The following is an 11,237-nucleotide window of genomic DNA, read 5'->3' on the forward strand; positions in this document are numbered from 1 at the left end:
GGGCTCGTCCTTTCAAGGAGCAATCAGGAATAGAACGTCGGCACCGGCAGAGCCTGATTCAGCGCCCAGTCGCCCAGCTCGTGGAGTTTGTAATCCAGTGGGTCGTGCAAGGTTTGCGTGCGCAGGTTGCGCCAGTGGCGATCCAGGCGCAGTGAGGCGTGAGTGGCGCGCGCCCCGGTGACTTCGAACAAACGGCTGCAAATGTCCAGGCCCTGACGGCTGGCCGCGACTTTTGCCGTGGCAATCGCCGTGGCGACATGACCGCGTTCTTCCGCGCTGAGGTTCGGGCCTTTGGCCCACGCTTCATCAAGCAAAGCCGCCGCACGTTCGACCAGTAGGCGAATGCCTTCAAGGGCGACCCAGAATTCGCCGAAATGCGCGAGCACATACGGATCCTCCTGCACAGTACGGGCTGTGGATTTGTGCCAGAGACGGGTTTCATTGAGGGTGTATTGCCGCGCTTCCTCGAATGCACCTTCGGCAATCCCGAGGAACATATGCGTGAACGTCAGTTGCGCGATCAGCGGGCGCAAGCAGGCGAATGGCGTGCTCAGTGGGCCCGGATCGAGGAGCAATTCCGATTCTTCAACCCGCACCCGCTCGAACGTGGCGCTGCCACTGTCGGTCTGGCGCTGACCGATGTTGTTCCAGTCGTTATGCAGGGTAATACCGCTGCGGCCACTGGGGATCGCCGCGATCAAGAGCTTGCCGCCGGCGCTTTCATCGACCGCCGAGGCGATCAGCATTTGTGAGTCGCTGGCGCCGGAGCAGAAACTCTTCTTCCCGGAAAATTCGCGCCAGCCACCGAGATCCTTGACCACCGTGCGGGTGTCGAGCGGGTTGAGCGCGTTGCCCCAGAACCAGTTTTGCCGTGCGGTCTGTTCGAACCACGGCTGCCATTGTTCCGGGCGGGAGAACAGGCGCACGGTGGCCAGCATCAGGTGATGAAAACCGAAAACGTGGGCGATCGAGCTGTCGACCTTGGCGAACTCGCGCACCACTTGCAGGGTTTCTCTCCAGCTCGCGCCGAGGCCGCCGTAACGGCTGGGGATGCTCAGGGCCAGCAAGCCGCTGTCGCGCAGGGCATCGCGTTCGGCCTTGGGCGTGCCGCCGCGTTCGTCGCGCTCAATGGCGGTCAGGGCAAACTCGGCAGCCAGTTGGCGGGCGCTCTGCAATGGCGATAAAAGGGTACTTTGCGGTTTGGCAGTCACACCAACACTCCTGAATTCAATCTGCCCCTGCGCGGGGTGGGTTATGCCGTGGCTTTTGTCGGCAGGACGTCGTTGGCGATCATTTCGCCGAACGGTCCGGTGAGGTTGGTCAAGCCGCGCCCGGCCAGGCTCGCGTAAGGCTCGGGCAGCAGCGGAAAAACCAGCTCGGCAAAGCGGTAAGCCTCTTCCAGATGCGGGTAGCCGGAGAAGATGAAACTCTCGATCCCGAGATCGGCGTACTCCTTGATCCGCGCCGCCACTTGCTGCGGATCGCCGACCAATGCCGTGCCGGCACCGCCGCGCACCAGGCCGACGCCGGCCCACAGATTGGGGGCGATTTGCAGGTTGTCGCGCCGGCCATCGTGGAGCGCGGCCATGCGCCGCTGACCTTCGGAGTCGAAGCGGGAAAAGGATTTCTGCGCCGCTTCGATGGTTTCGTCGCTGATGTGTTCGATCAGTTTGTCTGCGGCTTTCCACGCCTCTTCGGCGGTCTCGCGCACGATCACATGCAGGCGAATACCGAACTTCACCTTGCGCCCATGCCGTGCCGCGCGTTCGCGCACATCGGCCAGTTTCTCGGCGACGGCGGCCGGTGGTTCGCCCCAGGTCAGATAGACGTCGACCTGCTCGGCGGCGAGATCATGCGCAGCGTCGGAGGAGCCGCCGAAGTACAACGGTGGATAAGGTTTCTGTACGGGTGGGTAAAGCGCTTTGGCGTTCTGCACCTTCAGGTGTTTGCCGTCGAAGTCCACGGCCTCGCCTTGCAGCACCCGGCGCCAGATTTTCAGAAACTCATCAGTGACTTCGTAGCGTTCACTATGGCTGAGGAAGCTGCCGTCGCCCCGGTTTTCGTCCGGGTCGCCGCCCGTCACAACGTTGATCAACAGGCGGCCGTTGGACAGACGGTCGAGTGTCGCGGCCATGCGCGCCGACACTGTCGGTGAAATGATCCCCGGACGGATCGCCACCAGATAGCGCAGGCGTTCGGTCAACGGCACCAGCGCCGAAGCAATCACCCACGAGTCCTCGCAAGATCGCCCGGTGGGAATCAGCACACCGTGGTAACCGAGGCTGTCGGCCGCCTGCGCGACTTGTTTCAAATAGTTGAGCGTGACCGGGCGCGCGCCTTGAGTGGTGCCCAGATAGTGCCCGTCGCCATGGGTCGGCAGAAACCAGAAAACATCCATGAACAGCTCCTCAGGCGATTTTCAGCAACGGTTTGATTTGCGTGGCGAATAGCGGCGCAGCGCGTTCTGCAGCCAGACGGATACGTGCTTTCAGGGTTTCGCTGGTGATCTGGTAGTTGGCGAAATCAGCCTCGGTGGCGTATACGCCGATCGGTAAAGTGACGGCCTGAAAGAAGCTGAACAGCGGTCGCAACTGATGATCGAGCACCAACGCATGGCGTTCGCTGCCACCGGTGGCGGCCAGCAATACCGGCGTATCGATCAGTGCGTTGAGATCGATCAGGTCGAACAGATGCTTGAGCAACCCCGGGTAGGAGCCGCGATAGACCGGCGCGGCAACGATCAGCAGGTCGGCCTGTTCGATGGCTCGCAACTCGGCTTCGACTTCAGCGCTCAGTTCCTGACGCGAGAGCGCGCCGCCGAGCGGACGGGCGATGTCACCGAGTTCGATCAGGTGACTCTCGATCGGCAGATGCCCGGCCAGCTCAGCCAGCAAGGCTTGAGTCAGCACCAAGGTGCGGGAGGGACGCCAGGTGCCACCGGAGAGGGCGACGACTTTCAGGGGACGCGACATGATCAGTTCCTTTTTCAACAGTTGCTCAGCGAGCAGTGAGTAAGTCACTGGACTGGAGCAAGTGCTGTACCAATTCCCGCAGAGCCCGTTTTACGTGGCATTGAGCGTTCCGCTGGCGACCGGCTGTGTGAATATCGACGCTGTTTGCTGAACCGCTGTTGGCTGAGCAACAGTTGCTGGAGCCACAGCGATGAGTGCATGAAGGGATTTATATAGGTTGTTTGTTATTCCGCAAAAGAACGTAAATTGATATTTATAGATCTTTAAGAGATATAAAGCTGTCGTGTCGAATTCCTGATAGCCACTATTGAGAGCGTTGATTTCTGCATGAGCGTGGCCGGGCGTAGCCTTTCTCCATCGACCCTCACATTGCTCGCCAGGACGCTCCCATGAACCATCTACTGACTGTTTCGCTGCTGCTCGCTGTCTCTGTACTGGCCGGATGCGCCAGCCACGTTGCTCCGGAATTGCGTCCTTACAGCGCAGAGGAATCTCGCGAGCTGGCGATGGAAGCGCTGAACCGCAGCGGTTTGTCCTTCGATGAATACCACTCGAAAAAAGCTCAACTGCTCGGTCAGCCACAGCAGACTTACGGTTTCGACAAGCAGGGTGAGATGAGTGCCGAGCGTGCCGTACAGCTGCACGGTCGCTCCAGCTGAAAACCAACTGTACCGCTTGAAGTTTTGCTCAACTGTCCGTGGGTTTGCCGGGCTGCGTGGGATAGGGTCAACACCTGGATGACCCTGACGGACTGCCGCACCATGAACCTATCGCTTGATCTGCTGCTGGGCTTTGCCCTGTTTGCGCTTGTCACCTCCATTACACCGGGGCCGAACAACACCATGCTGTTGGCCTCGGGGGTCAACTTCGGTTTTAACCGCACCATCCCGCACATGCTCGGCATCACCTGCGGTTTCTTCGTGCTTGTGGTGGCGGTGGGTTTCGGCCTGGGCGCGTTGTTCCAGACGTATCCGCTGCTGTATACGGTCCTGCGCTACGTCGGCGCTGCTTATCTGCTGTACCTGGCGTGGAAAATCGCTCACTCGGGCCCTGTCGGTGACAGCGTTGAGGGCGAAGCCAAGCCGATCAGTTACCTCGGCGCGGCGGCGTTTCAGTGGGTCAATCCGAAAGCCTGGATCATGGCCATCGGTGCCATCAGCACGTACACGCCGATGCAGGGCTATTTCACCAACGTCGTGGTGATCGCTGCGGTGTTCGCCATCATCAACCTGCCGAGCGTTGGCGTCTGGGCCGCTTGCGGCACGCTGTTGCGTAATGTGTTGAAGGCGCCCCGCTGGTTGCGCGTATTCAACTGGGGCATGGCGGCGCTGCTGGTGATTTCGCTGTACCCGTTACTTCTCGAAAGCTTTAGCTGACGCATAGCTTCAACCACCGGCCCGATGCCTGTTAAGCTCGACTTCAGGAGCGTTCCTACGCACTTTTAAATGAAGTTGTTCTTCTTTAACGGCATCCGATCAGGTATTGATGACGCTCTCGAACCGACGCGCTGCTCACGAGGCAGCGCCGAGCCGTTTGCAGACACGAGCCTCCTGATCCCGGAACACGCTCTGCGAGTCTTTTATGAACACACGTCCGTTGTATTTCGATTACGCCGCCACTACCCCGGTGGACGAGCGGGTCATCCAGGTGATGATCGAATGTCTGGGGTTTCACGGTAACTTCGGTAACCCGGCTTCCAGCTCCCACGCCTTCGGCCAGCAGGCCCGGCACACGGTCGAGCAGGCCCGTCGACAGGTTGCCGAACTGGTGGGTGCTCAGGCCGAACAGATTGTCTGGACTTCCGGTGCAACCGAGTCCAACAACCTCGCCCTCAAGGGCGTCGCCCAGGCACGCGCTGTCTCTGGCGGCCACATCATCACCAGTCAGATCGAACACAAAGCCATCCTCGATACCGCTCGCCAATTGCAGGACGCGGGTATTGCCGTGACCTATCTGGTTCCGGACGCCGATGGCTTGATCACCCCGCAAGCGGTCAGCGCCGCAATGCGCGACGACACCTTTCTGGTGTCGCTGATGCTGGTCAACAATGAGTTGGGCACGGTCAACGATATTCAGGCCATTGGCGCCCTGGTGCGCGGGCGCGAAGCACTGTTCCATGTCGATGCGGCTCAGGGCGCCGGCAAAGTAGCGATCGACCTTGCGCAGTTGCCGGTCGATCTGATGTCTTTCTCGGCACACAAACTCTACGGTCCCAAGGGCATCGGCGCGTTGTACGTCGGTCCGCGCGCGCATCAGCGTCTGCAGGCGCAGATTCACGGTGGCGGTCACGAAGGTGGCTTGCGCTCGGGGACATTGGCGACTCACCAGATTGCCGGCATGGGGGCGGCGTTTGCCTTGGCGGCGGCCGCGTTCGAGGAGGAGAAAAAGTCCATCGCGGCCCTGCGCGAGCGCTTGCTTGAGCAACTGTTGAGCCTGCCGGGCGTGCGTCTGAATGGCAGCGCAGCGCAACGCATTGCGCATACCCTGAGCCTGACGTTCAGCGAGGGCGAATTCAACAGTACCGCGCTCAGTCATTCAATTGCCTTCTCCGCGACGTCGGCCTGTAATTCCGCCAGCAACACGCCGTCCCATGTGCTGTTGGCGCTCGGGCACGATGCGCATCTGGCCAGCCGCACCATCCGTTTGAGTCTCGGCCGCTTTACCACCGCCGAAGACGTCGACAAGGCTGTCGAACTGATCAAGACCGCCTGCGCCAGTGCTCCGGCATTCTGGGCGACCGGGCTTTAAACGAGCCGAATCTACGGCTACGAACAATAACGAAGAAGTGATTAGCAGGAGACATGATGAGTACCCAGACCTCGACCGAAGGATCGGTGCCCCAGCGCCTGGCGCACACCCGAGAACTGATGCGCCGCGAAGGCATTCATGCCTTGCTGGTGCCGTCCGCCGACCCGCATTTGTCAGAATATCTGCCGGGTTACTGGCAGGGGCGGCAATGGCTGTCGGGGTTCCATGGCTCCGTCGGTACTTTGATTGTCACCGCTGATTTCGCCGGTGTCTGGGCCGACAGTCGTTACTGGGAGCAGGCGAGCAAGGAACTCAAGGGCAGCGGCATCGAGCTGGTCAAATTGCAGCCGGGTCAGCCGAATCCGCTCGACTGGCTGGCCGAGCAGACCCCGCAAGGTGGTGTCGTCGCCGTCGATGGCGCGGTGATGGCGGTGGCTTCGGCACGCACGTTAAGCAGCAAGCTTGAGGCGCGCGGTGCACGTCTGCGGACCGACATCGATCTGTTGCAGGAAGTCTGGAGCGATCGCCCGTGCCTGCCGAACGCAGCGATCTATCAACATCTGCCGCCGCAAGCGACCGTCAGCCGTGGCGAGAAACTCGCCAAACTGCGCGAAACCCTGCAGGAGCGCGGCGCCGACTGGCACTTCATCGCCACCCTCGACGACATCGCCTGGTTGTTCAACCTGCGTGGCGGTGACGTGTCGTTCAACCCGGTGTTTGTTTCGTTTGCCTTGATCAATCAACAGCAGGCCACGCTGTTCGTCGCACTGAGCAAGGTTGATGCTGATTTGCGTGCTGTGCTCGAACAGGATGGCGTGACGCTGCGCGATTACAGTGAAGTGGCTGAGGCGCTGCGTGCCGTGCCGGGTGGCGCGAGCTTGCTGGTGGATCCAGCACGGGTCACCAGCGGTTTGCTGGATAACCTCGATGGTGCTGTGAAACTGCTCGAGGGCTTGAACCCGACCACGTTGGCCAAGTCGCAAAAAAGCGCGGCTGATGCGCAACACATCCGCAAAGCGATGGAACAGGACGGCGCAGCGTTGTGCGAATTCTTCGCCTGGCTGGAATCGGCCTGGGGGCGCGAACGCATCACCGAACTGACCATCGATGAAAAACTCACAGCTGCCCGTGAGCGTCGCCCGGATTATGTATCGCTGAGCTTCAACACCATTGCCGCGTTCAACGCCAATGGCGCGATGCCGCACTATCACGCTACCGAAGAAGAACACGCGGTGATCGAGGGCGACGGTTTGTTGCTGATCGACTCGGGTGGTCAATACCTCGGCGGCACAACCGACATCACGCGGATGGTCCCGGTGGGGACGCCGACTGAAGAGCAGAAGCGCGACTGCACGCGCGTGCTCAAGGGTGTGATTGCGCTGTCCCGGGCGCACTTCCCGAAAGGCATTCTGTCGCCGCTGCTGGATTCTATTGCCCGTGCGCCAATCTGGGCAGATAGCGTTGATTACGGTCACGGCACCGGCCATGGCGTCGGGTATTTCCTTAACGTGCACGAGGGCCCGCAGGTGATTGCCTATCAGGCTGCGCCGGCGCCGCAGACTGCAATGCAGCCGGGGATGATCACCTCGATCGAACCGGGCACTTACCGTCCGGGCCGTTGGGGCGTACGTATCGAAAACCTGGCGATGAACCGCGAGGCAGGCAGCAGCGAATTTGGCGAGTTCCTCAAGTTCGAAACCCTGACGCTGTGCCCGATCGACACGCGTTGTCTGCTGCCGTCACTGCTGAGTCAGGAAGAGAAGCAGTGGTTCAACGCCTATCACGCCGAAGTACGCGAACGCTTGAGCCCGCTGCTTGATGGCGCCGCGCTGGACTGGCTCGAAACCCGCACTGCAGCAATCTGATCTGTTGTTGTGCAATGCCAGGGCGACTCTTTCGAGCGTCACCCTGGCAGCCAGTGATTCGAGGTTTAGCGCAAGGCTTCCTCGATAAAATCGAGCCGATCCTGACCGAAGAACAATTGCCCGGCAACAAACATGCTCGGTGCGCCGAAAACGCCGCGTTTAATGGCGGCTTCGGTGTTGTCCTTGAGTGCGGCTTTGACAGCATCGTCGTTGGTCAATGCCAGCACAGCATCTGGATCAAAACCGTGTTCAGTCAGCACCGCCGCAACGGTTGCCGGTTCATCGAGGCTGCGACCGTCGACCCAAAGTGCCTTGAACAGGCAATCGATAAATGCCGGGAAACGTTGCGGATGGCGCAGTTGCATGCCAGTCACGGCGCGCATCAGCATCAGTGTATTGATCGGGAAGTGCGGGTTGAATTTCAGCGGGACGCCGTAGCGTTTGGCGTAGCGGTCCAGATCCTCAAACATGTAGCGGCCCTTGGCCGGAATCATCGCGGGTGAAGCGTTGCCCGTGGCTTTGAAAACACCACCGAGCAGCATCGGGATGTAGATCAGCTCGCTGTCGTTTTCAGCGCAGATACCTGGCAGTTGGGTATAAGCCAGATATGTCGCGGGGCTGCCCAGATCAAAGTAGAACTCAACGGTTTTGCTCATGCTCGCGGCTCTCTGTTTATTGTTATGGGAACGGGCTTACCAGCGTTCATTCCATGGGCGCAGATCCAGCTCAAATGTCCACGCGTCCCTTGGCTGGCTGTGCAGATACCAGTAGTTTTCGGCGATATGCTCGGGGTTGAGAATACCGTCCTGATCCTTGGTGGCGTATTTGTCGGGAAAGCTGTCACGGATGAAGTCAGTGTCGATTGCGCCATCGACTACCACATGAACGACGTGGATATTCATGGGCCCCAATTCCCGAGCCATGCTTTGCGCCAGCGCGCGGATACCGTGTTTGGCCCCGGCGAATGCCGCAAATCCTGACGCGCCGCGTAGACCGGCAGTGGCGCCAGTGAACAATATCGTGCCGCGCTGGCGAGTGACCATGCGTTTGGCTACTTCGCGGGCATTGAGAAAACCGGAGAAGCAGGCCATCTCCCAAATCTTGAAGTATTTGCGCGCGGTCTCTTCGAGAATACTGCAGGGCACATTGGCGCCGATATTGAAAACAAATGCCTCAATCGGGCCGAGGCGGGTTTCGATATCCTCGATCAGGGCAATGACGTCCTCTTCCTTGCGCGCATCGCAGGCAAAGCCATAAGCCTCGCCGCCTTCGGCCTTGATCGCGTCTACCAGCGGTTGGAGTTTGTCGGCGCTGCGGCGAGTGACGCAGGCGACAAAACCTTCGCGGGCAAAACGCTTGGCAATTGCACCGCCCGTGGCATCTCCAGCACCGACCACCAGTACGACCTTGTTGTTATTCATGGTGAATCCTTTTGCTTAACGATCGTTTAGTTAACGAACGTTATGCTAGGATCCGGATAACGTCAAGGCGGTGAATTACAGGGTCAACACATGCGTTATTCGGCCGGTCACAAGTTGGAAACCCGCGAACGATTGCTGCAGAGCAGTTCGTTGTCGGCAAAGCGCTCGGGGTTTTCCACGGTAGGGGTGGATGGGCTGATGAAAGCCATCGGGCTGAGTGGAGCAGCTTTTTACAGCCACTTTTCCTCAAAGGATGCTTTGTTTTCTGCCATCGTCGAACGTGAGCTAGGTCAAAGCCTTGAGCGACTTGGCGGGCAAGGCAATGAAGATCGCGAGCGGTTTGAGCGTTGTCTCAAGCAATACCTGAGCATGGCTCATGTCGAGCAGCCTGAGGCGGGGTGTGCGTTGCCGACATTGGGGGCGGAGATTGCCCGCTCGGATGTGCTGGTGCGCGAGCAGGCAGAAATCTGGATCTGCCGTCTTCAGGAGAGTTGGGCGCAGATACTGCGAAGCGATAGTCTGGCGTGGGCGATACTTTCGCAATGCGTCGGCGCTTTGGTAGTTGCGCGGATGTTGGCGACACCGGACGTACAGCGTACGGTGTTGAAATCCAGTCACGAAGAGATCGCCCGTCAGCTCGCGGTTCAGCGAGCGGAGTAGGGCGGAGGGTCATTTGCAGATGACGATCATGCTGCGGCTTGTGTAGCCGGCGGGATTGAGACCGAACGGATAATCGCCCGGCTCTTCCACGGCATCGCCGGATTTGGCGATGACCTTGTAACCTTTTGGCGCGCACGAATTCGCGGCACTGGCATAGCACTTGTCCCAGGAGGACGAGAGTCCTGAACAGTTGATATGCAACCCCTTCTTGCCGCGTTTGACCTGAGTTTCCGAAGTCGCAGCACAACCCGCGATCGCCAGTACGGCGATCAGTATCAAAATTCGTTTCATTACCGTCCTTAATAGCGGCCGCGAGTCTGATGCTCGGGTCTGCCTGTGTTCGCTCGCTTCTGCAGCGTTTCTACGTCCCTTTGCGAAAAAATCCATGTCTGGCGATGGGTTACGGGATCTAAACATGGCCTAAATGAACGCCAATTACCAGACCCCGGTCAAATCCTGTTTCAATCTGCCGCGATGGCGGGCTTTGCGTTGCTGCCCATGGTCATCGTTGCCCCGACAGACGCCAGAATAATGCACATGATCGCCATCCATTGTGACAACGACAGGTATTCCTGGAGAAAAAACAGACCTGAAAGTGCGCCGAATGCCGGTTCGATGCTCATCAGTGTGCCGAAGGTGCGCGCGGGCATCCGTGTAAGCGCAACCATTTCCAGGGTATAGGGCAGTGCGGTGGAGAGGATCGCGACGCCGATGGCAATCGGAATCAGTGAGGGCGTCAGCAGTGCGGCACCAGCATGCACAATGCCGATGGGTGCCACGAACAGCGCCGCGATCATTACGCCCAATGCCGCAGTCGTCACACCATTGTCTGCGCCGGCTTTCTGCCCGAACAGAATGTACAGTGCCCAGCAAACTCCAGCCCCCAATGCATAACCGGCGCCCACCAGATCGATACCGGCAGTTGTCGCGCCGGTGGGAATCAGCAGCATCAGTCCGGCTGCCGCCAGAGCAATCCAGAGAAAGTCGATGGCGCGCCGTGAGGCATAAATGGCCACCGCTAACGGCCCGGTGAATTCCAGGGCGACGGCAATTCCCAGAGGGACGGTGCGCAGAGACATATAGAAGAGGAAGTTCATGCCGCCCAGCGCCATCCCGTAAACGATCACGGTACGCAGGGATCTGGCTGTGAGCCTGGCGCGCCATGGGCGCAGCAGAATCAACATGATCACGCTGGCAAAGATCAGGCGAAGGGTTGTGGTTCCTTGTGCACCTACGACCGGGAACATGCTTTTTGCCAGAGAGGCTCCGGACTGGATGGATGCCATGGCTATTAATAGCAGGCCAACCGGAAACAGCATGGAGGCAAGGGAGCGGGGCTGGTCAGTCATTACTAGGCATCATCCAAGGTAGGAGCGGGTATTTTTATAGCTGTTGGGCAATATACTGCGCATTCGCTGTCGTTGCGTCTATATATAGGCAGCTATTCTGACGTTTCGATAGAAAATTGAAATTAACGGTTGACGGCAGATTTGAGATGTCTATAATTCGCCCCACTTCCGGCGCAGTCGAAACGGAAAACTCCTTGAGATTCAATGAGTTATGTAGGTTTC

At 59.2% G+C, this 11,237-nt stretch carries 12 protein-coding genes; 5 read left to right on the forward strand and 7 right to left on the reverse strand.

The genetic code is table 11. From position 1 onward, the window contains the following. Positions 1 to 23: 23 nt before the first annotated feature. Genes ACIPIZ_RS11635 through msuE form a run of 3 tightly spaced genes read right to left on the reverse strand, consistent with a single transcriptional unit; the run spans position 24 to position 2,972 of the window. On the reverse strand, positions 24 to 1,211 hold the full coding sequence (locus tag ACIPIZ_RS11635; protein WP_401165393.1) for an acyl-CoA dehydrogenase family protein: 1,188 nt from the start codon (positions 1,209 to 1,211) through the stop codon (positions 24 to 26). 41 nt (positions 1,212 to 1,252) lie between these two features. Continuing rightward, on the reverse strand, positions 1,253 to 2,398 hold the full coding sequence (gene ssuD / locus ACIPIZ_RS11640; protein ID WP_064391323.1) for an FMNH2-dependent alkanesulfonate monooxygenase: 1,146 nt from the start codon (positions 2,396 to 2,398) through the stop codon (positions 1,253 to 1,255). Positions 2,399 to 2,408: 10 nt separating this feature from the next. Further along, positions 2,409 to 2,972 (reverse strand): FMN reductase, encoded by a 564-nt coding sequence (gene msuE / locus ACIPIZ_RS11645; protein ID WP_064391322.1) that lies wholly within the window; start codon positions 2,970 to 2,972, stop codon positions 2,409 to 2,411. A 389-nt stretch (positions 2,973 to 3,361) separates the two neighbouring features. On the opposite strand from msuE, the gene ACIPIZ_RS11650 reads away from it, so the two are divergent. The 4 genes from ACIPIZ_RS11650 to ACIPIZ_RS11665 all read left to right on the forward strand — a co-directional run bounded on the left by ACIPIZ_RS11650 (position 3,362) and on the right by ACIPIZ_RS11665 (position 7,585). Beyond that, on the forward strand, positions 3,362 to 3,631 hold the full coding sequence (locus ACIPIZ_RS11650) for a hypothetical protein (RefSeq protein WP_064391321.1): 270 nt from the start codon (positions 3,362 to 3,364) through the stop codon (positions 3,629 to 3,631). Between the two features lie 102 nt (positions 3,632 to 3,733). Next, positions 3,734 to 4,348 carry a LysE family translocator gene (locus tag ACIPIZ_RS11655; RefSeq protein WP_401165396.1) on the forward strand — a complete coding sequence of 205 codons (615 nt, stop codon included), beginning with the start codon at positions 3,734 to 3,736 and terminating at the stop codon, positions 4,346 to 4,348. 205 nt (positions 4,349 to 4,553) lie between these two features. Next, positions 4,554 to 5,720, forward strand: a complete 1,167-nt coding sequence (locus ACIPIZ_RS11660; protein ID WP_064391319.1) for an aminotransferase class V-fold PLP-dependent enzyme — start codon at positions 4,554 to 4,556, stop codon at positions 5,718 to 5,720. A 56-nt stretch (positions 5,721 to 5,776) separates the two neighbouring features. Beyond that, positions 5,777 to 7,585, forward strand: a complete 1,809-nt coding sequence (locus ACIPIZ_RS11665) for an aminopeptidase P family protein (protein ID WP_401165399.1) — start codon at positions 5,777 to 5,779, stop codon at positions 7,583 to 7,585. A gap of 65 nt (positions 7,586 to 7,650) precedes the next feature. On the opposite strand, the gene ACIPIZ_RS11670 is transcribed toward ACIPIZ_RS11665, so the two are convergent. After that, the gene (locus tag ACIPIZ_RS11670) at positions 7,651 to 8,241 is read right to left on the reverse strand and encodes a 2-hydroxychromene-2-carboxylate isomerase (protein WP_064391317.1); all 591 of its coding nucleotides are present in this window, start codon (positions 8,239 to 8,241) and stop codon (positions 7,651 to 7,653) included. A gap of 36 nt (positions 8,242 to 8,277) precedes the next feature. Continuing rightward, a complete protein-coding gene (locus tag ACIPIZ_RS11675; protein ID WP_105705179.1) occupies positions 8,278 to 9,006 on the reverse strand; it encodes an SDR family oxidoreductase in 729 nt (242 codons plus the stop codon). A gap of 90 nt (positions 9,007 to 9,096) precedes the next feature. Here ACIPIZ_RS11675 and ACIPIZ_RS11680 point away from each other — a divergent pair, with 90 nt between their 5' ends. Next, positions 9,097 to 9,666: a TetR/AcrR family transcriptional regulator gene (locus ACIPIZ_RS11680; RefSeq protein WP_105705178.1), complete on the forward strand. Its 570-nt coding sequence runs from the start codon at positions 9,097 to 9,099 to the stop codon at positions 9,664 to 9,666. A 9-nt stretch (positions 9,667 to 9,675) separates the two neighbouring features. Here the strand turns inward: ACIPIZ_RS11680 and ACIPIZ_RS11685 are convergent, their stop codons facing one another. Both ACIPIZ_RS11685 and rhtA read right to left on the reverse strand, forming a co-directional pair. Continuing rightward, entirely contained in the window at positions 9,676 to 9,957 is a 282-nt protein-coding gene (locus ACIPIZ_RS11685; RefSeq protein ID WP_105705177.1) for a hypothetical protein, read from the reverse strand. Between the two features lie 170 nt (positions 9,958 to 10,127). Continuing rightward, a complete protein-coding gene (gene rhtA / locus ACIPIZ_RS11690; RefSeq protein WP_064391313.1) occupies positions 10,128 to 11,015 on the reverse strand; it encodes a threonine/homoserine exporter RhtA in 888 nt (295 codons plus the stop codon). Between the last annotated feature and the right edge of the window lie 222 nt (positions 11,016 to 11,237).

Source organism: Pseudomonas sp. NPDC087690 (assembly GCF_044743175.1).
GTDB lineage: Bacteria > Pseudomonadota > Gammaproteobacteria > Pseudomonadales > Pseudomonadaceae > Aquipseudomonas.

What these genes read in the sequence shown, in the direction of transcription:
- ACIPIZ_RS11675 (WP_105705179.1), bottom strand. Translation starts at nt 9,006, where the DNA reads ATGAATAACAACAAGGTCGTACTGGTGGTCGGTGCTGGAGATGCCACG.
- ACIPIZ_RS11670 (WP_064391317.1), bottom strand. Translation starts at nt 8,241, where the DNA reads ATGAGCAAAACCGTTGAGTTCTACTTTGATCTGGGCAGCCCCGCGACA.
- ACIPIZ_RS11685 (WP_105705177.1), bottom strand. Translation starts at nt 9,957, where the DNA reads ATGAAACGAATTTTGATACTGATCGCCGTACTGGCGATCGCGGGTTGT.
- msuE (WP_064391322.1), bottom strand. Translation starts at nt 2,972, where the DNA reads ATGTCGCGTCCCCTGAAAGTCGTCGCCCTCTCCGGTGGCACCTGGCGT.
- ACIPIZ_RS11650 (WP_064391321.1), top strand. Translation starts at nt 3,362, where the DNA reads ATGAACCATCTACTGACTGTTTCGCTGCTGCTCGCTGTCTCTGTACTG.
- ssuD (WP_064391323.1), bottom strand. Translation starts at nt 2,398, where the DNA reads ATGGATGTTTTCTGGTTTCTGCCGACCCATGGCGACGGGCACTATCTG.
- ACIPIZ_RS11655 (WP_401165396.1), top strand. Translation starts at nt 3,734, where the DNA reads ATGAACCTATCGCTTGATCTGCTGCTGGGCTTTGCCCTGTTTGCGCTT.
- ACIPIZ_RS11665 (WP_401165399.1), top strand. Translation starts at nt 5,777, where the DNA reads ATGAGTACCCAGACCTCGACCGAAGGATCGGTGCCCCAGCGCCTGGCG.
- rhtA (WP_064391313.1), bottom strand. Translation starts at nt 11,015, where the DNA reads ATGACTGACCAGCCCCGCTCCCTTGCCTCCATGCTGTTTCCGGTTGGC.
- ACIPIZ_RS11660 (WP_064391319.1), top strand. Translation starts at nt 4,554, where the DNA reads ATGAACACACGTCCGTTGTATTTCGATTACGCCGCCACTACCCCGGTG.
- ACIPIZ_RS11680 (WP_105705178.1), top strand. Translation starts at nt 9,097, where the DNA reads ATGCGTTATTCGGCCGGTCACAAGTTGGAAACCCGCGAACGATTGCTG.